At 51.3% G+C, this 23,467-nt stretch carries 20 protein-coding genes; 8 read left to right on the forward strand and 12 right to left on the reverse strand.

Translation table 11 applies throughout. The annotated features are described in order from the left end of the window. Positions 1-47: 47 nt before the first annotated feature. From AC4GL5_RS03865 to AC4GL5_RS03875, 3 genes are all read right to left on the reverse strand, one after another. The gene (locus tag AC4GL5_RS03865) at positions 48-1,676 is read right to left on the reverse strand and encodes a methyl-accepting chemotaxis protein (RefSeq protein WP_490381473.1); all 1,629 of its coding nucleotides are present in this window, start codon (positions 1,674-1,676) and stop codon (positions 48-50) included. Between the two features lie 270 nt (positions 1,677-1,946). Then, positions 1,947-2,675, reverse strand: a complete 729-nt coding sequence (locus tag AC4GL5_RS03870; RefSeq protein ID WP_490381474.1) for an anti-sigma factor — start codon at positions 2,673-2,675, stop codon at positions 1,947-1,949. Further along, positions 2,654-3,220, reverse strand: a complete 567-nt coding sequence (locus AC4GL5_RS03875) for an RNA polymerase sigma factor (protein WP_490381475.1) — start codon at positions 3,218-3,220, stop codon at positions 2,654-2,656. Before AC4GL5_RS03875 ends, AC4GL5_RS03870 begins: the two co-directional genes overlap by 22 nt. A 299-nt stretch (positions 3,221-3,519) precedes the next feature. Between AC4GL5_RS03875 and AC4GL5_RS03880 the strand changes: the two genes are divergently transcribed. After that, a complete protein-coding gene (locus tag AC4GL5_RS03880; RefSeq protein ID WP_490381476.1) occupies positions 3,520-3,822 on the forward strand; it encodes a hypothetical protein in 303 nt (100 codons plus the stop codon). Between the two features lie 93 nt (positions 3,823-3,915). On the opposite strand, the gene AC4GL5_RS03885 is transcribed toward AC4GL5_RS03880, so the two are convergent. Further along, positions 3,916-5,559 carry an acyl CoA:acetate/3-ketoacid CoA transferase gene (locus AC4GL5_RS03885; RefSeq protein ID WP_490381477.1) on the reverse strand — a complete coding sequence of 548 codons (1,644 nt, stop codon included), beginning with the start codon at positions 5,557-5,559 and terminating at the stop codon, positions 3,916-3,918. A gap of 210 nt (positions 5,560-5,769) precedes the next feature. Beyond that, on the reverse strand, positions 5,770-7,227 hold the full coding sequence (locus AC4GL5_RS03890; RefSeq protein WP_490381478.1) for a sigma-54 interaction domain-containing protein: 1,458 nt from the start codon (positions 7,225-7,227) through the stop codon (positions 5,770-5,772). 130 nt (positions 7,228-7,357) lie between these two features. On the opposite strand from AC4GL5_RS03890, the gene AC4GL5_RS03895 reads away from it, so the two are divergent. Next, positions 7,358-7,885, forward strand: a complete 528-nt coding sequence (locus AC4GL5_RS03895; RefSeq protein WP_490381479.1) for a DUF3087 family protein — start codon at positions 7,358-7,360, stop codon at positions 7,883-7,885. A gap of 62 nt (positions 7,886-7,947) precedes the next feature. Here AC4GL5_RS03895 and AC4GL5_RS03900 read toward each other — a convergent pair whose 3' ends face one another. Together AC4GL5_RS03900 and AC4GL5_RS03905 are read right to left on the reverse strand one after the other, a co-directional pair. Continuing rightward, a complete protein-coding gene (locus tag AC4GL5_RS03900; protein WP_490381480.1) occupies positions 7,948-8,964 on the reverse strand; it encodes an ion transporter in 1,017 nt (338 codons plus the stop codon). A 58-nt stretch (positions 8,965-9,022) separates the two neighbouring features. Next, entirely contained in the window at positions 9,023-10,486 is a 1,464-nt protein-coding gene (locus AC4GL5_RS03905; RefSeq protein WP_490381481.1) for a CYTH domain-containing protein, read from the reverse strand. Between the two features lie 339 nt (positions 10,487-10,825). Here AC4GL5_RS03905 and AC4GL5_RS03910 point away from each other — a divergent pair, with 339 nt between their 5' ends. The 3 genes from AC4GL5_RS03910 to argA all read left to right on the forward strand — a co-directional run bounded on the left by AC4GL5_RS03910 (position 10,826) and on the right by argA (position 14,454). Next, positions 10,826-11,500: a TIGR00153 family protein gene (locus AC4GL5_RS03910; protein WP_490381482.1), complete on the forward strand. Its 675-nt coding sequence runs from the start codon at positions 10,826-10,828 to the stop codon at positions 11,498-11,500. A gap of 47 nt (positions 11,501-11,547) precedes the next feature. Continuing rightward, the gene (locus AC4GL5_RS03915) at positions 11,548-12,813 is read left to right on the forward strand and encodes an inorganic phosphate transporter (protein ID WP_490381483.1); all 1,266 of its coding nucleotides are present in this window, start codon (positions 11,548-11,550) and stop codon (positions 12,811-12,813) included. 276 nt (positions 12,814-13,089) lie between these two features. Continuing rightward, positions 13,090-14,454 (forward strand): amino-acid N-acetyltransferase, encoded by a 1,365-nt coding sequence (gene argA / locus AC4GL5_RS03920; RefSeq protein WP_490381484.1) that lies wholly within the window; start codon positions 13,090-13,092, stop codon positions 14,452-14,454. A 115-nt stretch (positions 14,455-14,569) separates the two neighbouring features. On the opposite strand, the gene ald is transcribed toward argA, so the two are convergent. Next, entirely contained in the window at positions 14,570-15,685 is a 1,116-nt protein-coding gene (gene ald, locus AC4GL5_RS03925) for an alanine dehydrogenase (protein WP_490381485.1), read from the reverse strand. Between the two features lie 325 nt (positions 15,686-16,010). Between ald and ilvD the strand changes: the two genes are divergently transcribed. Next, positions 16,011-17,843 carry a dihydroxy-acid dehydratase gene (gene ilvD / locus AC4GL5_RS03930; protein WP_490381486.1) on the forward strand — a complete coding sequence of 611 codons (1,833 nt, stop codon included), beginning with the start codon at positions 16,011-16,013 and terminating at the stop codon, positions 17,841-17,843. A gap of 72 nt (positions 17,844-17,915) precedes the next feature. Here the strand turns inward: ilvD and AC4GL5_RS03935 are convergent, their stop codons facing one another. Next, positions 17,916-18,815, reverse strand: coding sequence for a hypothetical protein (locus tag AC4GL5_RS03935; RefSeq protein WP_490381487.1), 900 nt, complete (start codon positions 18,813-18,815; stop codon positions 17,916-17,918). A gap of 127 nt (positions 18,816-18,942) precedes the next feature. On the opposite strand from AC4GL5_RS03935, the gene AC4GL5_RS03940 reads away from it, so the two are divergent. Next, positions 18,943-19,368: a nucleotidyltransferase substrate binding protein gene (locus tag AC4GL5_RS03940; RefSeq protein ID WP_490381488.1), complete on the forward strand. Its 426-nt coding sequence runs from the start codon at positions 18,943-18,945 to the stop codon at positions 19,366-19,368. Position 19,369: 1 nt separating this feature from the next. Continuing rightward, on the forward strand, positions 19,370-19,678 hold the full coding sequence (locus AC4GL5_RS03945) for a nucleotidyltransferase family protein (protein ID WP_490381489.1): 309 nt from the start codon (positions 19,370-19,372) through the stop codon (positions 19,676-19,678). A gap of 9 nt (positions 19,679-19,687) precedes the next feature. On the opposite strand, the gene AC4GL5_RS03950 is transcribed toward AC4GL5_RS03945, so the two are convergent. The 3 genes from AC4GL5_RS03950 to AC4GL5_RS03960 all read right to left on the reverse strand — a co-directional run bounded on the left by AC4GL5_RS03950 (position 19,688) and on the right by AC4GL5_RS03960 (position 23,229). Continuing rightward, entirely contained in the window at positions 19,688-20,296 is a 609-nt protein-coding gene (locus AC4GL5_RS03950) for a LysE family translocator (protein ID WP_490381490.1), read from the reverse strand. Between the two features lie 202 nt (positions 20,297-20,498). Continuing rightward, a complete protein-coding gene (gene parE / locus AC4GL5_RS03955) occupies positions 20,499-22,400 on the reverse strand; it encodes a DNA topoisomerase IV subunit B (RefSeq protein WP_490381491.1) in 1,902 nt (633 codons plus the stop codon). Positions 22,401-22,521: 121 nt separating this feature from the next. Next, positions 22,522-23,229, reverse strand: a complete 708-nt coding sequence (locus AC4GL5_RS03960) for a YqiA/YcfP family alpha/beta fold hydrolase (protein WP_490381492.1) — start codon at positions 23,227-23,229, stop codon at positions 22,522-22,524. Positions 23,230-23,467: the final 238 nt, after the last annotated feature.

A 23,467-nucleotide genomic window follows, 5' to 3' on the forward strand; every position in this document is an offset into this window, starting at 1 on the left:
TTGTTCAGTTTCAGACTACCGGGTTAGTGATAGCCTGCCTTAACCGATCAGCACTTGAACCTGGAGATGTTCTGCTGTAGCTGAACCGCTAGCTGAGAAAGCTCTTCGCTGCTGGCCGCAACCATATCAGAACCTGTGGCTGCTTCTGCAGAAACGTTCACAATGTTGACCAGGTTACGGTTCATCTCTTCAGCAACGGCGCTCTGTTCTTCTGTGGCTGTTGCAACCTGAGCCGTCATATCACGCACGGTCTGCATCTGCTGAACAATCATCTTCAGCTCTTCACCGGCGTGTGTTGCGGCTTCAACAGATTCTTCGGCCCATTTGCGGCTGCGTTCCATCACTTCCACTGCGTTTCTGGCCCCGTTACGCAGGCGGTCGTTCATGTCGCGGATCTCTTTGGTGGAATCCTGAGTGCGCTGCGCCAGCTGACGAACCTCATCGGCAACCACGGCAAAACCACGTCCGCTTTCGCCGGCACGGGCGGCTTCAATGGCGGCGTTAAGAGCCAGCAAGTTGGTTTGCTCGGAGATGCCCTGAATCACTTCCAGTACGGTACCGATCTCTTCGGTATCGCTTTCCAGAGCACGGATTACACGAGAGGCTTCTTCAACCTCCTGGCTCAAATGAGTGATCTTGTTAACGGTGTCTTCAACCTCATGGTTGCCTTCATCCGCTTCTTCATCCGCTGCATTGGTTGCCTGAGCACTGGCACTGGCGTTATGCGCAACTTCCTGAACGGTAGCCGACATTTCATTCATTGCAGTGGATAGCAGGTCAGTCTCTTCAGACTGACGACGGATGCCGGTACTGGTTTGCTCTGCCGTGGACGCAAGCTCTTCAGCTGAACCCTGCAACTGATTCACCGAGCTGGTCAGCAGGAAGATCAGATCCTGAAAGGTTTGCAGGGTGTGATCCACTGAGCGGGACATGGCACTGAGTTCGTCTTTCCCTTTCATATTGACGCGAACGCGAAGGTCGCCGCCTGCCACCTGCTCCATGGTTTTGCTTACCTGAGCCAGAGGCTCTGTTACAGAGCGGGTTATAGCGATAGCAACAGCCAGCATAATAGCCAGAACGACAGCCAGTTGAATCGCTGCATGGATGAGCTCATCAACAAAAAGCTCTTCGATCTCGTAGATGTAGTCACCTGAACCAACAACCCACTGCCATTCAGGCAGGACTTTTACATAGGATGTTTTACGTTTTGGCTCATCAAAGCCTTCTTTAGGCCAGCGGTAGGTGAAATAGCCATCGGTCTTGCCCTGACGGCCAAGATCAGCGATATCTTTAAAGACAAACTGCCCATCCTGGGTTTTGACACCGGAAAGATCCCGGCCTACAACGGAAGAGTCTGCGCCATGAGCAAGAGTAACGGCATCGTAATTCAGTACAAAAAAGTATTCGCCATCGGCATAGCGCATGTTTTCTAAAGAGCGTTTGGCTGCGGCCTTGGCTTCTTCTTCAGTCATCGCACCGGATTTTGCCAGGTCGGCATAGCCCGAAATCATGGTATGTGCTGACTCGACCAACGCTTTGACCTTTTGGTTCGAATCCTCAAACAGGGCATCGCGGTGATCCTGTAGGGACATAAACTGCAGTATGGCCATCGCCACTACAGCCAAGCCTATAAGAAAGTAAAGGCGGGCCTTTACCGTAAACTCCTGAAGATTCATAACACTCCCTCGGACATGTGGGCTTAACTAACGGTGCGGACGCATAGCTGAATCTTTAGGTCAGAAGATGCATCCGTGCTTTTATTATCGGATCATTTTAGCAGTGAATCTTTAAACTTTCCGTTACATTCATCGTTTCAGCGTGTGACATCCTTAAGCGTAAATTGTCCTAAGACAGCTTTTACTTATATCTAATCATGCTCATAAAAGAAGGTGGTGATTGATGGCATTCTTACAGCAATACAGCACCTTAGTCTGTTGGGTTGGGCATCAGAATCGCCTTAAAGATCCCTGAAGTGGCATAAAGCCCCCTTTATCGACTACGGGCCCCATCTCATCAGGGTTATTATCGCTATTCATCGGGTCAACGCTGACAATAATCTGAGCATTAACCAGCTGGGTCTGCATCCATTGGGGGACATCCAGTTTAATCAGGCCGGAGTGCGGCAGGGTTCCCACCATCGCGTATTGATCACCGACTTTGAGCCAGAGTTTACAGACTTTTCCATCAGGAATGGATGCAGGCTTTACGGTTTGAACCATCAGATGACTACGATCCATGCTGGCGTTCACCAACCATGCCGGATTCTTTTCCGGAGAATTAACCACATAAAGATGATCGGCAGTATCGGCATTGATCATGGGTGGTTTGAATAGCAGCACCGTGGCCAGTGCCAGTGCAAAAGAAAACGAAACCATCGCTGACAATTGCCAGAATTTAAGGCTAAAGCCCATGCGTGCCGGTTCAATCTGCTGCTCAATCTTTTTCCATAAACGTGCAGGAGGTTTTACCGGATCAAGGCTGGTGTCCAGAACCTGAAGGCTTTCCCGCCACTGTTGAACATCGGCCTGCAGATCGGGACTGAAAGCCAGCAGTGCCTCAAAGGATGCTTTCTCTCTCGGAGATAGGGTGTTCAGCACATACTCGCCAGCAGCCAGATGTCTCTGCTCTGGTGATGTTAGGTCATAGGGTTCGGTTACATGATTGGATTCAGACATGTTTTCAACCTCTCAAGACCACGACGAATCCAGGTTTTTACAGTGCCCAGCGGTTGGTCGAGTCGCTCGGACAGCTCCTGATGGCTATAGCCTTCAAAGTAGGCCAATTCAATGCATTGGCGTTGAGCATCTTTCAGCTCTTGCAGACACCGGTGAACATGATCCGAATCCTGCCGTTGTTGTGCCAGGTTATCGGTCTGGCTCGAGTGATCGGCCTGTTGGACCAGAACCTCATCACTGACGTTGAGCTGATCATTTTTATGACGGCGTAACCAATCCAGGGCCTGATTACGGGCGATGGTGTTCATCCAGGTCATCGGTCGGGCAATCTCCGGATTGTACTGCCCGGCATTGTTCCAGATTTTCAGATAGACCTGCTGCAGGCAATCTTCTGCATGGCTCTCATTGCGTAAGATACGCAACAAAACCGCAAACAGATGCGAAGACGTCGCTTTATAGAGCGTCTTAAGTGCTTTCGGCTGCTGTTGCTGGCAATGGCGCAGCAATGCTTGCAGATGAGTTGGATCCGGAGTCTCTGATGTCATGGCCATTCTCTTTTATTGTTCTTCCATTGTGCATCAAAGATGTTGTTTTCAGAAAGTACATCTTGGTTGATGTTTAATTTTTGCAGGTTTAAGTGATCCGCTTATTTTTGGCCTGATGTTAACGATATCTGCTACAGGTCACAAAACCCGATAAAGCAGGCTTGGTCGCTTTGAAATAGCCACTGAAATAGCCTGTAAAACTGTGTTAGGGTTCGGTTAGATTAACGTTAATGCCTCGTTTTTAATTGAGGTTGAATGGGTATTTAAGTGCTTTAGGTACAGGTGAACAGGACAGGATTATGGCGATACAGCATCAGGCAGGTATTTGTTGGATAAAAGAAGATCAGTGGCAACGTTTTCTGGAAGTGACTGATGACGCCGATATGCTGGAGAGCAACTGGCAGGAATGGGCAGAAAAAACAGAAGAGATGATTGAGACTTTCTCCGCCAAAGGCATTGAGGTCGTAAAGGTTCCGGTTGATGTGGAGGCGTTGATTGCCTGGTGCAATGAGAAAGAGCGTACGGTGAACAGCAGCAGCCGTGCCGAATATGTGACCAAGCTGATGACAGGTCAGCCGGTAGCTGGTGATACACATCACTGATTTTAGGCGCGCGTATATCAGAAAGCAGGCAGCTTATCCCTGATGGTTGGCTGCCTGTTTTTTTATAGGGCCGTTAACAGAACGATAACCTCTCTAGCTGGCCAGAGCTGATGCTTGCGGTTTTGTAGCGATGGCCCTGAGTGAGGCTTCTTTAAACATCGAACGCAGTTGTTTTACCGGAGTGCTCCCCGGGTAGCGGATATTCATGGGGCCTTTGCGGAACAGGCGGTGATCCATTTCGATCAGGTCTTCCGCAATCTCCGGCCTGAAATCCATCTGCGCCAGAATATCCTTTTCAAGATCGACGCCCGGTGCGATCTCTGTAAGTCTCAGCCCCTTCTCCGTTAACTGGAACACGGCACGTTCGGTAATGTAGGTCACTTTTTGACCCTTTTGTGCGGCGTATTCACCGTTAAAGGTGGTCTGCTGCACGGACTGGCAGAACTTCTTCTGTTTGCCGTTGCTGAGCACCTGCAGGGACTCCCCTTCAAAGGTCAGCTCCTGCTTGCCGGAGGTAAAAGTGCCGAGGAAAAAGACTTCCTGTGTGTTCTGGGTGATATTGATAAAGCCACCGGCACCTGCCAGCTTAGGGCCAAAACGGCTGACATTCACATGTCCCTCCGGGCAGGTTTCCGCAAGTCCCAGAAAGGCCTGATCCAGACCGCCGCCATCATAGAAGTCAAACTGAGCCGGTTGATCCACAACCGAGGTCGCATTGGTTACTGCGCCAAAGCTAAGACCGCTGGCGGGCTGTCCGCCGATGCCACCGGGTTCAACGCTGAGGGTGAAACTGCTGAGCAGGCCTTCTTCGGCTGCCACCTGTGACACCATTTCCGGCATGCCGATGCCCAGATTGATCACACCGCCTTTTTTCAGCTCAAGCAGCGCACGACGGCCGATCACCTTACGGGCATCCAGTTCGACCGGATTGACCTGTGTCTGAGGTACGCGGATTTCGCCGGTGTAGGCGGGGTTATAGCTCTCAGCAAAGGTTTGCGGATGATCTTTCGCCGGGGCAACAATAACGTAATCCACTAGGCTTGCCGGAATACGCACCCGATCCGGTGTCAGCTGATGTTGTTCGGTCAGACGTTCCACCTGCACAAAGACTTTGCCGCCGCTGTTATGCACCGCCTGAGCGATAGCAAGACCATCAAGGGGCAGGGCTTCCCGCTCCATGGAGATATTACCTTCAGCATCTGCCGTAGTGCCGCGAAGCAGCGCCACATCCAGCGGGAAGCTTTTATAGAACAGGTAGTCCTCGCCATTAATCGGCATCAGCTGTACATGATCTTCTTCGCTGACCTGATTCACCTTGCCGCCATCCTGTCGGGGGTCGACAAAGGTGTGCAGGCCAACGCGGGTCAGAGTGCCGGGTTTGCCTGCTGCGATATCTCGATACAGATGACAGATAACCCCCTGAGGCAGATTGTAGGCGGCAATCTCGTTATTCATCGCCATACGGCCTAGTCCCGGCGCCAGTCCCCAGTGTCCGCCTAACACCTTCTTCACCAGACCTTTGCGGGCAAAGTGATTGAGACCCCGGGTTTGAGCATCACCCTGACCGGCGGCATAAACCAGAGACAGGTTGTTGGGGTGTCCGGTTTCCAGAAATCGCTGCTCAACCGCCTTGGCCAGTGTTTCGGCAAAACCGATGCCGATAAAGCCGCCGGTGGCGATTGTGGCATTGTCGTCGATGAGTTGGGCCGCCTGTTGGGCGCTGATTAACTTATCCATTGTGATAACTCTCAGATTGTTTTTGTTTTTCAATTTTGAAAAGTAAAAAAGCAGGCTCTTTCTGAGCCAGATCTGGAGTCAGCTATTACAAGGTTTGAGCCAGCTTGATAAAGTCCTTTAAAAACAAATGGTTAGGTGATTTGGTGGCTGAGGGCTGTACGATTTTTTGTCTAATAATTGCCAGGGGTGTCCACAAGGTTAGACAGTTTCTTATTTTTCAGACATTTTCTTGTTTTGCTGGCACCGTTTCAGGTGGTTATAAAAGGTAGCCCTTGAGATACCCAGACTTTTCGCTGCTGCGGTACGGTTGCCCTGATGTTGCTGCAGTGCCTGCTCTAATAGCTGACATTCATGACGTTGCTGCAGAGTCTTCAGGTCGGTTGGGGCTGGTTTTGAATCTGGCATCGGAACTGTGCTCTGTTCAGCCGGATCGGCTGAGGCCGGATTCAGCTGGTTGAGCGTTGAGATCGGGTCATCGGAACCCAAATCCTGTGGATTGATCTGCTCGCCTTCAGCCATCACACAGGCACGTTCTAAGCGATTGCGAAGCTCCCGTACATTGCCGGGCCAGTGGTAGCGGTTCAGCCAGTGAAGGGCGGAGTCCGACAGCTGGAGTTCCGGCAGGTGGGTTTGTTTCTGAATATCCGCCAGCAGGTGCTGAGCCAGCAGAGCGATATCTCCCTGACGCTGGCGCAGGGGCGGCAGATGAATCGGCAGAACATGCAGCCGGTAATAAAGGTCAGCACGAAACTGTCCCAGTTCCACCAGTTCTGCCAGATTCTTTGAGGTGGCGGCGATAATACGCACATCAACACTGATCAGTCGGTTCGACCCCAGCGCTTCTACTTCCCGCTCCTGAAGAACCCGCAACAGCTTGGCCTGCATCGCCAGGGGCATCTCTGCAATCTCATCCAGAAACAGGGTGCCGCCATCCGCCAGCTGGATTTTGCCGATCCGCCCTTTGCGATCTGCTCCTGTGTAGGCTCCGGCTGCTGTGCCGAATAGTTCAGCTTCTGCCAGAGGTTCCGGCAGTGCGGCCATATTAATACCGACAAATGGGGCGTTATGTCGGGGAGATGCCTGATGAATCCCCTGGGCTAACAGCTCTTTACCGGTGCCGGTTTCACCCAGCAACAGCAGGGTGGTATCCAGTTGTGCCGCCCGTTGCGCCTGACGTTTCATCTGGGTGATCTGAGGGGACTGACCAATAATGTCATCCAGCTGATAACGACTGGTACGCAGCAGGTTTTCTTTTTCAAAGTGGCGGCGCAGACGGGCAAACTTATCAAACAGAGGCTGAAGTTCATCCAGATCGTTATGAAAGATCAGCCCAAGCGCGCCGACAACGTCACCGGCCTCATTTCTCAGGGGCAGGCGGTTTACAACACACCACTGATTGTTAATCTCCATCAGGTCGACAAACATGGGTTTGCCGGTCTGTACCACTCTGGGCATCTGGGATGAGGGCAGGAGTTGTTCGACCGGTAGTCCGGCGGCATCCAGAGTATCCGGCAGATCCAGCAGTTTGCGGTAGGCGTCACTGATCCAGACGATGCGACACTGGCGATCGATGACCAGCGAGCCCTGACAGGCATGGGTCAGCTGCTCCAGCAAGATATGGGAAGCGTGATCATTGGAGAGCAGGTGCATCAGGTTTTTCGGTGTCATCTGTCAGTACAACCTTGTTAAGCCTGTGTTTTATCGGATCGGGAAACCTTTACTGGGTGCCGCCATCAAATTAGGGCTAAAATAGCACGGCTGATTAAGAGGTGGCTATTTCGCCAGCGATGAGGGAAACATGCAGATACAAGAGATTGATAAACAAGAGTATTTAAAACTGAGTCGGAAAGTCAGCGTTGTTCTGATTATCTGCTTCGCGGTAACGGCGATGACCAGTGGGCAGTTTCTGGTGCTCACCTGGGGAAATCCTGACGGGGGAAATTTCTACCTTAACCTGGCAGGCGTTCTTGTGGGGGTTCTGATCACCAGCCTCGTATTTTCTTTCTATAAAAATGATCCCCGACTGACAGACCTGCTCTATGTTTTTCGTCTGAAGCGTATGCTGGCGCGAATCACCAACCGGATGCATAAGCTGAAAAAAGGGGTTGCGGCGGATGATGAGGATGCACAGCGGATTTTACGTTTTTACTATGAAGGTCTGATGCAGGTCTACTATCTGGAAAGTAATGAATACGGTCACTCAGAGCTGGTCAAAGAGCGTGATATTTTCATTGAGGGGTTATCGGAAGCGCTTAAAGAGGAAGCGTTAGCAGACCTTCAGCCGGAATTTATCGAAGCAGTGGCCAAGCGTTACGGGGATAAATAGTTGTTTGGTTCGACATGATAACGGCCTGCCGATGCAGGCCTTTTTTGTATCAAGGGTTTGGGTCAGACTGGCTTCTGCCCGGTTGGCGGATCGTCGTGCTCTCCCGGCGTTTGCTTTTCATCCTTGTGGTTGCTTTCGTCATTCTTGTTGTTACTTTCTTCGTCCGGGTCAATATTCTGCCTGTCCGGTAGCGGCATAGGCTTCAAATGACGGCTGCGACCATCCCGGCGGGACAATTCTGTGCCGCAAAGCTTGCAGTAGTCCGCATCCGCATCATGACCTTCTTCGCCACAACCCTGGCAAACCAGATGCATATGCCGTTTCATCGTATTCGAAAGCTCTACGGTCACAATCCCTGTAGGGACCGCAATGACCGCGTACCCCATGATCATTACGATTGATGAGAGAAACTGACCAAAGTTACTCTGAGGTGTGATATCTCCGTAGCCAACGGTTGTCAGGGTCACAATCGCCCAGTAAATGCTACGGGGAATGCTGGTGTAGCCGTTATCCGGGCCTTCAACCACATACATGATAGAGCCAAAAACGGTAACCATGGTGAGCACCGTAAAAAGAAATACGGTGATCTTGCGGCGACTTGCTTGCATCGCTTTGGCAAGTGCTGCGGCTTCCCCCACATACTGAAACAACCGTAGCACCCGAAATACCCTGAGCACCCTTACCAGTCGGACAACCAGCAGTACTTCGGTACCGGCAAAAAAGAGGCTGAGATAGGTCGGGACAATGCAAAGCAGATCCACCAGACCAAAAAAACTGGTGGCGTATTTGAGGGGCTTGCCAATGCTATACAGGCGCAGCAGGTATTCGATGGTGAAGATGACGGTGAAGCACCATTCAATAATGTAGAGTTCTTCGTGCCAGTCGTCATGAATGGCCTGAACGCTGTCCAGCATCACCAGAGAGACACTCAAAAGAATACAGATGATCAGGGCTATATCGAAACCTTTAGCCAAGGGGGTATTGGCTTCAAAGATAACGTGATAAACCTTCTGACGCAGTCCTTGCTGTTCAGGTTGATCGGGAGTTTCCGTAGCGTTTGTTTTTTGATCCGCAGCCATTGTAGGGTCGCTTATACCGTTCGATAGATATTTGAGGGGAGCGGGCTCCCATCCGACATCAGCGCAGCAGGTTTTGCTGCAGACTGTTAAAGGTCAGTTCGTGACGACCCAACTCGAGAATCAGCTCATACTGATCATCCTGATTCCGGTTGATCAGTTGCTGATCAATGCCGGTTGCTCCCTGCTGCTCCAGCTTCAGAAGTGCCATCTCTTCTGCCATCAGTCCGCTTAAACGGCTGATGCCTTTCAGCAGTTCCTGTGCTTGCTGTTGCAGGTTTTTCTCCCCGAGGGAGGGGACCGGATACTGGTAATGAATCCAGCGATCCAGATGGAGCAGTGGTGCTTGCTGACGCAACCAGAGAACCTTGTCTGTTGGGTAGCGGGGCAGATGAACCCGGCTTAGCAACGACTGAAAAACCGTTTCTTTGTCAGTGAAAGGCGTTTGCGGTAATTCCCGTTTCAGCAGATAGAGCCACTGCATCACTTCCAGCAGGGTCTGGCCAACCCAGGGCGCTGTCATAAGGCGTTGATAGTTTTCGTTTAAAGCGGAAAAATCAGCACAGTTTCTGAGTGCATTCGGGCAGTTTTCCAGTCGTTCCCAGCTGGTTTTCTGCTGATGCAGGGTCGCCAGATATTCCAGTGAATAGCTGAGCATACGCATCTTGTATCTCAGTGCCGTCGGGTAATACAGTGTTTCGGGAATATTTGTCTGGCGACTCAGGTGGAGGAGGCACCAACGCAGCTGACGCAGACTGTCATAAAGCTTATTCAGTAGTGCCCAATTTCGATTAAAGGCCAGCTGTTCCCGGAGTGCTATAAACTGATCCAGTTCGCTTTGCGCGGTTCGAATCAGTCCCTGGACATCATCAAAGGCGGGAATGCGCGACGGAGACAGTCCCGCTTTTTCAGGGGCAAAAAGCCGAAAACCACGTTGTGCTTTGCTGATATTGCTGACCAATAGAGGCACTTCATCTGAAAGGTCGTGGGCTACCAGAAACAGCAGATCGGCATCTCCGGATTTCAGTTCCAGCTCAATTTCACTGATCGGGTCTTTTTTACCCTGAGCGATCACTTCGCCCTGATCGTGTACGAGTTCGATCTCGGCCTGAAGGTTTTCATGGCTGATATTCAGCATCCAGCGCTGGCGGGTAAAGTTCGTTTCGAAAGCTGGCTGCAGGGTTTCTTTCAGCTGCTCTGCATTCAGCGACGCAGGCCAGCAGTCGGTGTCGATCAGGCTAAGATCCAGCTCGGGCTTGCTCAGTTCCCATTCCCATTCACCGCGTTCATGCAAACCACCGCTACCGCTGCCACTGGTTTTCAATGTTTGAATGTACTGGTCGCCGGCTTTTCGGATTCGTAGAGCTACCCTGGATTGATTCAGCATCAGATCCGGAGTGTCGAAATAGATATTTTTCAACGCCTTGGTATCAAAGCTGGTTGCCTGTCCCAGCACCGGATGCTGACGTAAAATGATGCCAGCCTGAGCAGGTATCGTCAGTTTGAGTTCAATTTCCTTGGCCATGGCGTCCTCTTGGGGGTGGTAATTTGGTGAACCCTGCCATCTGTCAAATGAACAATCACTGCAGGATATGAAGCATCTGCCGAGTATACCAGCCTAATACCAGAGTGCAGCGGCAATATGATGCGGCAGAATATCGTGCTTCCGGTTTCGTAATAAAAAATGTCGGCATCCCAGCGCTCTGTAATAAAGCTGTCATATAACCGACATATAAATTGCGTGTATCAAAAAATCATGACAGTTGGGTCAACAAAAGATGACAAAACTGGGATTTTTTTATGACATGGCGAAAAACAGCTCTTATACTTTCGCGCAAATTCATACTCCAAGGCAGAAACCCACATGAGTAATCCATTTTCCAAGCTCTTTGGGCGCTCACCCTTTGGTCCTATGCAGGATCATATGTCCAAATCGTTCAATTGTGCAGAGCAGTTGATTCCGTTTTTTCAGGCAGTGTTGGCAGAAGATTGGGAACAGGCTGAAAAGCTACAGCAACGGATCGCTGTTCTGGAGAACGAAGCTGATGATATGAAAACAGCAATCCGTACCAATATGCCGGATAGTTTATTTATGCCTGTGCCTCGTTCCGATCTGCTTGAACTGCTGACCGTTCAGGACAAGATCGCCAACAAAACCAAAGATATTGCCGGCATTATGCTGGGCCGAAAGATGAAGATACCGGCTGGTCTTGCTGACAGTATGGTGGCTTATGTTGAGATGACAGTGAAGGCTGCGGAACATGCGACCCGCGCTTTGCATGAGATTGATGAGTTGATTGAGACCGGTTTTGGTCGTCATGAGTCTGAACTGGTTAAGAAGATGATCGGTGAGATTGATGTTTGTGAACATGAGGCTGACAAATTGCAGGTTGGTCTGCGTGCTCAGTTGTTCAGTCTTGAAACCGAGCTGCCTCCGGTTGATGTGATCTTTATGTACAAGATTATCGATTGGATTGGTGATGTGTCAGACCGCGCTGAGCGTGTCGGCAGCCGTTTACAAATTTTGCTGGCGAAATAATAACGCCGGTAGTAACCACCTTATATCTGACAACAAATGGTTATTTTATGTCGATTCTAGCTCAGTACGCCGATGTCTTTATTATCCTGGCCTGTGTGTTTGGTTTCTTTATGGCTTGGGGTGTAGGCGCCAACGACGTGGCAAATGCCATGGGAACCTCTGTTGGCTCTAAAGCGATTACCATTAAGCAAGCCATTGTGATCGCGATCCTGTTTGAATTTGCCGGTGCCTATCTGGCCGGTGGTGAAGTAACTGCCACCATCCGTAAAGGCATTATCGATCCGGGACTGCTCGCCGGAACCCCGGAACTGCTGGTATACGGTATGCTGGCTTCTCTGCTGGCTGCCGGTATCTGGCTGCTGGTGGCCACACACTTCGGTTGGCCGGTATCTACTACTCACTCTATTGTGGGGGCTATTGTTGGTTTCGCCGCTGTGGGCATCTCCATGGATGCTGTCAGCTGGGGTAAAGTCGGTAAGATCGCTGCAAGCTGGGTGGTCTCCCCGCTGCTGGCCGGTACTATCGCCTTTATGCTCTTCCGCAGTGTTCAGGGGCTGATTCTGGAAAAAGACGATCCGTTTGCTAACGCCAAACGCTACGTGCCTTTCTATATGTTCCTGGTGGGTTTCATCATCGCCATGGTGACGCTGCTGAAAGGTCTGAAGCATGTCGGCTTACACCTGTCATTTGCTCAGGCTGCGCTTTGGTCGGTGGCTATCGGTATTGGTGTACTGTTTATTGGCGTCTGGATGCTGAAATCCATCAAACGTGATGAAACGGCAGATAAAGAGTTTCACTTCTCCAGCGTTGAGAAAGTATTTGGCGTTCTGATGATGTTCACCGCCTGCGCTATGGCATTTGCCCATGGGTCTAACGATGTTGCCAATGCGGTTGGCCCTCTGGCAGCGGTTGTCGCAGTTGTTGAAAGCGGAGGTGTGGTTGCGGGTAAATCGGTTATGCCTGCGTGGATTCTGCTGCTGGGTGGCGGTGGTATTGTGGCTGGTCTGATCATGTACGGTCACAAGGTTATCGCAACCGTGGGTACTAACATCACTGAACTGACGCCAAGCCGTGGCTTTGCAGCAACATTGGCTGCGGCAACGACGGTTGTAATCGCTTCCGGTACCGGTCTGCCAATCTCCACCACACATACGCTGGTTGGTGCGGTTCTGGGTGTGGGTCTGGCTCGAGGTATGGCCGCTCTGAATATGAATATCGTTAAGACGATCTTTATGTCCTGGATTATCACCTTGCCAGCGGGTGCGGCACTATCGATTCTGTTCTTCTTTGTACTGAAGGGGATTTTCAGTTAAGCCGGAACAATCTGCTTGTGTTCTTAACAATGGTCGCTTTCGCGGCCATTGTTGTTTTTGGGCGCCGCGCTTTTAACTGTGCCTTGTCTCTTTTCTCCTGATGGCCGCGCGACTACAATCAGGAATCAGACTGAGATTCAGTCTGCTGAATTTGAAACATTTTTTTCAGGCTCGCATGCTTAGCTGTTATTCGGTTGAAGCGATGCGGGTTTTTCTGTCTTTAAAGCCCTGTTTGGGCCGGAGAGCCATTTAACCACTGATCTGCCGGGATTTATCTTGAACTCAAGTAACCTAAAGACAAACGACTGCGCGCAATCTACCCGTGACTGTTTTCAGGCCACGAGTGACTATGTGCGCAGCTTTCGTAATTCATCGCCCTACATCAATGCTCACCGGGGCAGAACCTTTGTGGTTCTGTTGGATGGGCAGGGTATTCAGCACTCTAATTTTTCCAATATCATCAATGACCTTGCCCTGCTGAACAGTCTGGGTGTACGTCTGGTGTTGGCTTATGGTGCCCGCCCTCAGATTATGGAGCGACTGGAGCGACGACGTTTGCCGCTGGAGTTCGTGGGAACAAGACCGGTCATTACGAATGAGGTGCTTGAAGCGGTTAAGGATGCGGCGGGCTCTGCCGGTATCGACATACAGTCGCGTTTGTCCATGGGGTTGCCAAACTCCCCGATGCATGGTGCTTCTCTGCGTGTGGCCACGGGTAACATGATTACAGCGCGTCCGATTGGGGTTATTGATGGTAAGGACTTTGGCCATACCGGTCAGGTGCGAAAGGTCGATTGTGAGGCGATAAACCGCCAGCTGGACGATGGTGCCATTGTGCTGCTGCCGCCCCTTGGCTTTTCACTGACCGGAGAGGTGTTTTCTCTGAGTGTTGAAGAGGTGGCAACCCGGGCTGCTATAGAGCTTAAAGCGGATAAGCTGATTGTTTTCGGTGAGGCACAGGGATTATTGGATGATACCGGAGAGGTGATCCGTGTCATGCCGCCCCGTGAAGCGGGACGTCGTTTGGAAGTTCTGGATGAAACCTCGACAGAGTATGCAGGTCTTCATGCGGTCTGGCAGACCAGTCGCTTTGGGGTTAATCGCGCTCACCTGATCAGTTATCAGCAGGATGGCGCTCTGATCGAAGAACTGTTCACCCGTAATGGCGGCGGCACCATGATCACCCAGGAGCTGTATGAACAGGTTCGGGACGCCACTATTGAAGATGTTGGCGGTATTCTGGAACTGATCCGTCCTCTTGAAGAGCAGGGTGTGCTTGTGCGTCGTTCCCGTGAGCGCTTAGAGAATGAGGTTGATCTGTTTACCGTGGTCGAGTTGGACGGCATGATGATCGGCTGTGCCGCACTTTACCCCTTTGTTGAGGATGGTATCGGTGAGCTGGCCTGCGTTGCGGTTCACAGTCAGTATCAGGGTGGTCAACGTGGCGATCTTATCCTGCAGCATATCGAGAAGCGTGCGAATCGCATCGGGCTGGAGCGCTTGTTTGTTTTGACGACGCATACCGCACACTGGTTCCGCGAACGGGGCTTTGAACCGGCGGATGTGGATGCGCTCCCAAGAGCCCGTCAGGAACTCTACAACTGGCAGCGTAACTCCAAAGTGTTTGTTAAAACACTGTAAGTGTTCTTGGTTGATCGTTTAGACCACGGCTCAAAAAAAGGCGGGTGCTCTCATCAAATAATTTGAGAGCTACCCGCCTTATTTGCTGCAAGAGCAGCCAAGCAAAAGACCTGTATCACCCGACTAAATCAGTCGGATTAACATAAGCATAGTCCAGAGCTTCAGCTACCGCGCGGTTTGTGACTTGTCCTGCATGAATATTTAGCCCATTCATCAAGTGGTTATCGTCTTTTATTGCATCTTGCCAACCCTTGTTTGCCAGTGCGATCACGAAAGGCAGGGTGGCGTTGGTCAGTGCCAGCGTTGAGGTGCGCGCAACCGCCCCCGGCATATTGGCAACGCAGTAGTGCACAATATCTTCTTCGATAAACACAGGGTCATCATGGGTTGTTGCCCGACTGGTTTCAAAGCAGCCACCCTGATCAATGGCCACATCCACCAGCACACTGCCTTTTGGCATCTCTTTCAGCATCTCCCGGGTGATCAGCTTAGGTGCTGCAGCCCCTGGAATCAGCACCGCACCCACTACCAGGTCACTTCGGCGGATGCAGTCGAGTACCCCTTCCTGCGTGGAATACAGTGTTTTCAGGCGACCGCCATAACGGGCTTCCAGTTCGCGCAGACGGGGAATAGAGCGATCCAGAATGGTGACTTCTGCGCCTAAGCCCATCGCCATGCGGGCGGCATTTTCACCCACCACGCCACCGCCGATGACAGTCACATGACCCGGTTCAACACCCGGTACGCCGCCCAGCAGAACGCCTCGGCCACCCATGGATTTTTCCAGACAGCGGGCACCTGCCTGAACGGACAGTTTACCGGCCACTTCACTCATGGGGGCCAGCAACGGCAGGCCCCCATGTGCATCGGTGACGGTTTCATAGGCGATAGCGGTGCAGCCGGATTTGATCAGGCCTTTGGTTTGCTCGGGGTCCGGTGCCAGATGCAGGTAGGTAAACAGCAGTTGCCCCTCTTTAAGGCGGGCGTATTCAACCGGTTGCGGCTCTTTTACTTTGACGATCATATCGGCTTTATCGAACAGAGCGGTCACATCCGTCTCGATACTGGCTCCCGCTGTTTGATAGTCGCTGTCGGGAAAGCCGATCGCCTCGCCGGCATTATGTTCAACCATCACCTGATGTCCGGCCCGGGTAAGTTCGCTGACGCCGGCGGGTGTCATGCCGACACGATATTCCTGATTTTTAATCTCTTTCGGTACGCCGATAAGCATAGTGTGCTCCTTGTACGCTTTGCTTCAGGGTGTTTACAACTCACCTGACTTAAAAGAAAACCTAGGTCTAATAAAGGATGTTCTGGCGTATTGCCTGTAAAACAAGGGTTGTCAGTAAAATCCAATGAAAACGGCCTGTTACCGCCAGTATAGAACAGGCTTCGCAGTGAAAATTTCTGTTTTAAGGGTGTTTTCCTTGCTCCATGCCTAGCCATACTGGCGTCACAATGGTAAAAAAGTGGGTTGCAAGAGTTAATCGATAAAGAAGGGTAAAGCCCCTGTTTTGACAAGGCTTTTACCCGCACCAAGCTGCTGAGGACTACCCATGCCCGTGTATCGTTCCAAGACCTCCACCGCAGGCCGTAATATGGCTGGCGCCCGTGCCCTGTGGCGCGCAACCGGTATGAAAGATGATGACTTTCAGAAGCCGATTATCGCGGTTGTGAACTCCTTCACCCAGTTTGTACCGGGCCACGTACACCTGAAAGATATGGGCCAGTTGGTCGCCCGTCAGATTGAAGAGGCTGGCGGCGTTGCCAAAGAATTCAACACCATTGCGATCGATGACGGTATCGCGATGGGGCATGATGGCATGCTCTATTCCCTGCCATCCCGTGACATTATTGCGGACTCAGTGGAGTACATGGTGAACGCGCACTGCGCCGATGCCATGGTGTGTATCTCCAACTGTGACAAGATCACCCCAGGGATGCTGATGGCCGCGATGCGTCTGAACATTCCGGTGATCTTTGTTTCCGGTGGCCCGATGGAAGCCGGTAAAACCAAGCTGGCTGAGCACAAGCTGGATCTGGTAGATGCCATGGTTCTGGCGGCTGATCCGACCGCGTCGGACGAGATGGTTGATGCGGTTGAGCGTTCCGCGTGTCCGACCTGTGGCTCCTGCTCCGGTATGTTCACCGCTAACTCCATGAACTGTCTGGCGGAAGCGCTGGGCCTGGCACTGCCGGGTAATGGTACCGTCGTGGCGACTCATGCGGATCGTGAGCAGCTGTTCAAGCGCGCTGGTCATCGTATTGTTGAGATGGCCCGTGAATATTATGAGCAGGACAATGAGCGCGTTCTGCCGCGTTCTGTGGGCTTTAAAGCCTTCGAGAATGCGATCGCGCTGGATATCGCCATGGGCGGTTCCACTAACACTATTCTTCACCTGCTGGCGATCGCTCAGGAAGCGGAAATCGACTTCACCATGAAGGATATCGACCGCATGTCCCGTGTCGTGCCTCAGCTGTGTAAAGTGGCACCGAATACCCAGCAGTACCATATCGAAGATGTACACCGTGCCGGTGGCATCATGGGTATTCTGGGTGAGCTGGATCGTGCCGGTAAACTGCACACCGACACGCCAACGGTTCACAGCGATACCATGAAAGACGCGCTGGATCAGTGGGATATTATGCGCAACCCATCGGAAGAGGTGGTTGAGTTCTATAAAGCCGGACCTGCCGGTATCCCGACACAGACCGCGTTCAGTCAGGCGACCCGCTGGCCGACACTGGATGGCGACCGTGAAAACGGTTGTATCCGCTCGCTGGAAAATGCCTTCTCACTGGAAGGTGGCTTAGCGGTACTGTACGGCAACATCGCACAGGATGGCTGTGTGGTGAAATCTGCCGGTGTGGATGAGTCCATTCTGGTGTTTGAAGGCCCTGCTCACGTTACCGAGTCTCAGGATGAAGCGGTAGCCAATATTTTGGACGACAAAGTGGTTGCCGGTGAAGTGGTTATCGTACGTTACGAAGGCCCGAAAGGTGGTCCGGGTATGCAGGAGATGCTGTACCCAACGTCTTACATCAAGTCCAAAGGTCTGGGTAAAGCCTGTGCCCTGCTGACGGATGGTCGCTTCTCGGGTGGTACCTCTGGTCTGTCCATCGGCCACTGTTCACCGGAAGCAGCTGCTGGCGGTGCCATCGGCCTGGTACGCAATGGCGATATGATCCGCATCGACATCCCGAACCGCACCATCGACGTGCTGGTATCCGATGAAGAGTTGGCAAAACGCCGCGCTGAACAGGACAAACTGGGCTGGAAACCGGCTGAAGATCGTCCGCGTCGTGTATCTGCCGCGCTGAAAGCCTACGCCAAGCTGGCAACTTCTGCCGACAAAGGCGCAGTACGGGATCTGTCTCAGCTGGATTAATTACTAGCTAAGACGTAGAACCTAAAAAACCGCTGTGAGCAATCACAGCGGTTTTTTTTGATTGAGGTACGGTTAATCATCATTGTGGGCATCTTGACCCAGAAGACCTTCAAGTTGCTGGCATAGCAATATGTATTCACTTAAATGGTCGGCAATGCTGAGCTTACCTATAGGGCTAGCTTGAGGTAAAGAGCTGTTAGGGTCACAACTTTGAGGGATGTAGTCTTGCATTAGATAGCATGAATCAATTTGCATTAAGAGCTGTAGATATTTGCTATTGATTTTGTCGCTGTTCCATCGAGTTGCTTTCCTGATATTTGCTTCAACTGCCTGGTAATGCCGCCAGAGAAGCTCAAGAGTATTACAGTTTTTTGTTTTGTCGAAAGCTATGTATCTGGACCTTACGGAGATTTCTATGGAAGAAAAGTAATGATTGAATTCAGGCTTCCATGAAATCTGCTCATTCTGCTTGAGTTTGTAAATCTCAGGAGGTACGCCGTGCATCTCTCCTAAGTTTTCTATTAGTCTTTTAGCATGCCAGATAATATTTTTTAGGAATTGGTGTGAAAGGATGTAAGCATTCTTTTGTTGCTGGTTGCGACTGTAATTCACGTCAATGACATAGAAAACAAACGCAGCCACGATGGACTGGAGAATGGGTGTTACCAATTCATGAGTCCCGCTTTTTTCTGTATCCGTTACAGTAAGTAATACTGAGCCTGCTATGGAAAATATGACAATCCCCCACAGCCAAGCTGAAATTCCACCAAAAGCCATTTTGAATTTTTCAGCAAAGTGATGGCGTGACATTGATCGTACAGCTTCAGGCTTGAGGAAAATAATGAGGGGCAGTAACGCGAGGCTGGTGAGCGTAACATAGCCTGCCCATGCCGGTGCAAAGGAACCACCTATTACAGCACCAAGGATTATTGCCGCAACATAACCCACTGCCATTGCTTTAGACCAATTCATAGCTGTCCTTGTCTATCTAAAAGTTGCGGCAATCAAACTACATTGCCCCAGTCCTTGCAACTCACGTAGGCTTTACTAAATCTGATAAACTCCCCGCATCATCAATTCCGAATAAGATAGGCCTGTTATGACAGACGTTCGCTGGTCTCAGCGTTTCAACCATTTCAAAAAAGCATACAGTCAGCTGCAGGAAGCGCTTGATCTGATGGCTACCCGCGAGCTGAGTAATATCGAAAAACAAGGTGCGATTCAGGCTTTTGAATTCACCTATGAACTAGCGTGGAACGTGCTTCGGGACTTTCTGGTTTGGCAGGGAATTGAAACCATATCAGGCTCCCGTGACGCGATTCGTGAAGGCTTTAAGCGTGAGCTGATCTCAGACGGTCATGCTTGGTTAGCGATGCTGCAGGATCGTAACCGTACTGTGCACACCTATAACGAAGAAACCGCAAAGGAAATTCTGAATCACTTGCAGCACAAGTATTCTGTACTGTTTGCGGAGTTTTTCCAGACCTTCACCGAAAAGCAAAACCAGCTGGATGATGACTTTTGATATGACATCACGTTTTGGTCTTTCAGAGCAGGATATCCATCAGTATCAGAGTGCCTTTACTGCTTTTCCTGAAGTGGAGCAGGTCATTATCTATGGTTCTCGCGCAAAAGGTAATTTTAGAGCGGGATCTGATATCGACCTGACTCTGATAGGGAATATAAGTTGGGAGCGTTTTACCGCTCTGGAAACGTGTCTTGATGATCTTATGTTGCCCTATCAGATTGATCTCTCAATTTATAACCAGATTGATAATCCTGATTTGCTTGATCATATCGAACGTGTCGGTCAGGTTTTTTACCACAAAGCCTGAGGCATCACCTCACATCAACTGATATGCGCTTGAACTCAGCAGCGCCCCGCCAATCAGGGTAATCAGCACACCACTGACCATCCGGGTTTTGTTCAGAGCCCCCATGCTTAGCTTTTGCGCTAACAGATGCGCGCCCAACGCGTAACCCATCATAATGCTGACATCCAGCACCAACCAGCCGAAGGCGAGATACAGTGAGGCCTGCCAGTAGGGCAGGTCGGTGATGATAAATTGCGGTAGCAGGGTGGCAAAAAAGATCAGGTCTTTCGGGTTGCTGATGCCGGTATAGAAGGCGGATTTAAAGAGCTCTTTGTCGCTTTCGTTATGCTCACCTTCCTCGTTCAGCTCTATCGGTTTAAAGCTGTTAATACCCACCCAGATCAGCAGGCATGCACCCAGAATCGACAGTACGTTAATCCAGATACCCTGTACCAGAAAAGCCACACCGCCCAGTGAAAGCGCGATCAGAATCAGCGCGGCACTGACCCCGCCCAAGGCGTTATAAAAGCTGCGCTTAACACCATAGGATGCTGAGTGCTGCATGATCAGCAGAATCGAAGGGCCGGGTGTGGCGATAATCAGAAAGATGGTGGCTAGGTAAAGCAGAAACAGGCTCATAACGCTCCGGTATTCAGGATTCAGATATTTGAGGGGCAAGAAAAAAGGCTACCACGAAGAACGTGGAAGCCAGCTGTTAGGGACATCATCCGCAGGATAGGCAATGTCGGATGGCGCGCCATTCACATTTTTTGCTGTCTGATAGTTCTGTTCAGGCGCTTATCCGACCTACACTAGTGGCTATTCTGAACGCGGGAGAGGGTTAAACCTCTGCCAGATTACCGTACTGCTGCAGCCAGTCTTTACGGTCACCGGAGCGTTTTTTTGCCAGCAGCATGTCCATCACTTCCAGCGTGCCGTCGTGTTCTTCACGGGTCAGCTGAACCAGTCGGCGGGTGTTCGGGTCCATGGTGGTTTCACGCAGCTGCAGCGGGTTCATCTCACCCAGACCTTTAAAGCGCTGTACGTTCACTTTGCCGCGCTTGTTCTCCGCTTCCAGACGATCCAGAATGCCCTGTTTCTCATCATCATCCAGCGCGTAGTGCACCTCTTTACCGATATCGATACGGTACAGTGGCGGCATGGCAACAAAGACATGACCGTTGTCGACCATTGCCGGGAAGTGGCGGATAAAGAGTGCGCACAGCAGTGTTGCGATATGCAGACCATCGGAGTCCGCATCGGCGAGAATACAGATTTTGCCATAACGCAGACCGGACAGATCCGGATTGGCCGGGTCGATACCCAGTGCCACCGCGATATCGTGTACTTCCTGTGAGGCCAGAATCTGATCGGAGCTGACTTCCCAGGTGTTCAGGATCTTACCGCGCAGGGGCAGAATCGCCTGATATTCGCGGTCTCGTGCCTGTTTGGCGGAACCGCCTGCCGAGTCACCCTCTACCAGAAACAGTTCGGAACGCGCTGTGTCCTGACCGGAACAGTCTGCCAGCTTGCCCGGAAGTGCGGGGCCCTGAGTGACCTTTTTACGGGCGACTTTTTTGCTGGCGCGCAGGCGTTTCTGGGCGATGTTGATGGTCATCTCCGCCAGCGCTTCCGCTTCAGCAGTATGCTGGTTCAGCCACAGGCTGAAAGCATCTTTGACCACGCCGGAAACAAAACTTGCAGTCTGACGGGAGGAGAGACGCTCTTTGGTCTGACCGGCAAACTGCGGGTCCTGCATTTTTACAGACAGCACGTAGCTGCAGCGTTCCCACAGGTCTTCCGGGGTTAGTTTAACGCCACGGGGGATCAGGTTACGGAATTCGCAGAACTCACGCAGGGCATCCAGCAGGCCGGAACGCAGGCCATTAACATGGGTGCCGCCCTGAGCCGTCGGAATCAGGTTGACGTAACTTTCGGTCAGCAGTTCACCGCCTTCCGGTAGCCAGTGCAGTGCCCAGTCTACGGCTTCAGTGGTGGCGCTGAAACTGCCGGTAAAAGGCGATGCGGGCAGGGTTTCCCAGTCGACAGAAGACTGTTTCAGGTAATCGGTCAGGCCGTCTTCATACTGCCATTCGGTGGTTTCTCCGGTGTTTTCATCCCAGAAAGTGATATGCAGACCGGGACAAAGAACCGCTTTGGCCCGCAGGTTGTGCTTTAGCTTAGTGACCGAGAACTTAGGGCTGTCGAAGTAGCTGGCTTCTGGCCAGAAGTGAACCTTGGTACCGGTGTTGCGTTTGCCAACGCTGCCGATCACTTCCAGATCTTCAATTTTGTCGCCGTGGGCGAAGGCGATTTTCAGCTGTTCGCCGCCACGTTTAACATAAACTTCCAGACGGCTGGAGAGCGCGTTTACCACAGAAACACCGACACCATGCAAACCGCCGGAGAACTGATAGTTGTTGTTGGAGAACTTACCGCCGGCATGCAGGCGGGTCAGAATCAGTTCGACACCCGTGACACCATGTTCGGGGTGGATATCGGTAGGCATGCCCCGACCGTCATCTTCAACGGAAACTGAGCCATCTTTAAACAGGCAAACCTGAATATTTCGGGCAAAGCCGCCAAGCGCTTCATCGACACTGTTGTCGATCACTTCCTGTGCTAAATGGTTAGGGCGGGTGGTATCGGTGTACATGCCGGGGCGTTTTTTCACCGGATCCAGACCGCTTAAAACCTCAATGGCCTGAGCGTTATAGCTTTGCGTTGGTTTATCTGCACTCATGGGTGTTCCTGATGTTCTTTTATCGTGTTTGGCGGCCTGAGCCATTATCGGTCAGCGTATCAATAGCCCGTTTGCGTCTTGGTCAATAACCCTTCTCAGGTCAGGCCTGTGCCGTGTTTACTCAGACCTGAGATCTTAGTCTCAGTACTTCATCGTCTTCCGGCATGGTCAGCTGATCGGGATAGCTGATCCCGGCAAAATCCAGCACAGTGGTGAAGTGCTGTTCAAAATTCTGGAAACCGTGATCACCGCCTTCGATGACCATAACATCCGCCTGACGGTAATAGTTCTCGGCCCGGCGATAGTCCAGTACTTCATCATCGGTCTGCAGGATGACCTTGATGTTTTGGGTACAGGCAGGTTCTGCTAAATGCAGCTTGCGAAGCTGCTGCATATGATCCTGGGTTAACTCGTACTGCTCACCGGTATAGAGATTTTCATTCAGCCCCAGATAGGCGGGCAGTAACTCCTGCGGGAATACTGCTGGGTTGATCAGTACCGCTTTAAGACTGGGGTAGTGGGCCATCAGCCAGGTGCTGTAGAAACCGCCCAATGAGCTCCCCACCAGTAGGATGCGGGTAATCTTACCTGCACTCTGGTCTTCGTTTTTGATCTGTTTCAGAAGAGACTCCAGGGTCTCCATTGCTTTCTCTGGCCAATGGCTGAGCATGGGAGCGTGGTATTTCAGATCCAGCTGGTTCTGTTCGACAAACGCTTTCAGCTGCAGCGCTTTGAAAGAGCCGGGAGAGCTGTTAAAACCGTGCACATAAATAATGTGATGTTGAATCGGATTATCCACAATGACCTCATCCTGCAGTCTTGAACGCACACTGTCTTTTTAGATACTCACAACAGATCAGGCGGTTTGCTGATGGCGCTACTTCGACGTTATGACCAAATAATTTGGGTTATGGCAAAACAATTTAGGCCGAACAGTTTAGGTAAATACTGGTTGGGTGTACAGATGCTAATTGTATCGGTTTTTGCGCCTGATCAGGTTGATCGCTGTGGAAAAACAACTGCTGGTGGATGAGAAAAAGTACAGGCGTAAAAAAGCCCGGCGAACC

The organism is Oceanospirillum sp., assembly GCF_982874595.1.

Bases quoted from the DNA above. Each gene is read 5' to 3' on its own strand.
- AC4GL5_RS03940 (WP_490381488.1), top strand. From the start codon at position 18,943: ATGACAGACGTTCGCTGGTCTCAGCGTTTCAACCATTTCAAAAAAGCA.
- AC4GL5_RS03915 (WP_490381483.1), top strand. From the start codon at position 11,548: ATGTCGATTCTAGCTCAGTACGCCGATGTCTTTATTATCCTGGCCTGT.
- ilvD (WP_490381486.1), top strand. From the start codon at position 16,011: ATGCCCGTGTATCGTTCCAAGACCTCCACCGCAGGCCGTAATATGGCT.
- AC4GL5_RS03880 (WP_490381476.1), top strand. From the start codon at position 3,520: ATGGCGATACAGCATCAGGCAGGTATTTGTTGGATAAAAGAAGATCAG.
- AC4GL5_RS03895 (WP_490381479.1), top strand. From the start codon at position 7,358: ATGCAGATACAAGAGATTGATAAACAAGAGTATTTAAAACTGAGTCGG.
- ald (WP_490381485.1), bottom strand. From the start codon at position 15,685: ATGCTTATCGGCGTACCGAAAGAGATTAAAAATCAGGAATATCGTGTC.
- AC4GL5_RS03870 (WP_490381474.1), bottom strand. From the start codon at position 2,675: ATGTCTGAATCCAATCATGTAACCGAACCCTATGACCTAACATCACCA.
- AC4GL5_RS03910 (WP_490381482.1), top strand. From the start codon at position 10,826: ATGAGTAATCCATTTTCCAAGCTCTTTGGGCGCTCACCCTTTGGTCCT.
- AC4GL5_RS03945 (WP_490381489.1), top strand. From the start codon at position 19,370: ATGACATCACGTTTTGGTCTTTCAGAGCAGGATATCCATCAGTATCAG.
- AC4GL5_RS03890 (WP_490381478.1), bottom strand. From the start codon at position 7,227: ATGACACCGAAAAACCTGATGCACCTGCTCTCCAATGATCACGCTTCC.
- AC4GL5_RS03865 (WP_490381473.1), bottom strand. From the start codon at position 1,676: ATGAATCTTCAGGAGTTTACGGTAAAGGCCCGCCTTTACTTTCTTATA.
- AC4GL5_RS03950 (WP_490381490.1), bottom strand. From the start codon at position 20,296: ATGAGCCTGTTTCTGCTTTACCTAGCCACCATCTTTCTGATTATCGCC.
- parE (WP_490381491.1), bottom strand. From the start codon at position 22,400: ATGAGTGCAGATAAACCAACGCAAAGCTATAACGCTCAGGCCATTGAG.
- AC4GL5_RS03900 (WP_490381480.1), bottom strand. From the start codon at position 8,964: ATGGCTGCGGATCAAAAAACAAACGCTACGGAAACTCCCGATCAACCT.
- AC4GL5_RS03935 (WP_490381487.1), bottom strand. From the start codon at position 18,815: ATGAATTGGTCTAAAGCAATGGCAGTGGGTTATGTTGCGGCAATAATC.
- AC4GL5_RS03885 (WP_490381477.1), bottom strand. From the start codon at position 5,559: ATGGATAAGTTAATCAGCGCCCAACAGGCGGCCCAACTCATCGACGAC.
- AC4GL5_RS03905 (WP_490381481.1), bottom strand. From the start codon at position 10,486: ATGGCCAAGGAAATTGAACTCAAACTGACGATACCTGCTCAGGCTGGC.
- AC4GL5_RS03875 (WP_490381475.1), bottom strand. From the start codon at position 3,220: ATGACATCAGAGACTCCGGATCCAACTCATCTGCAAGCATTGCTGCGC.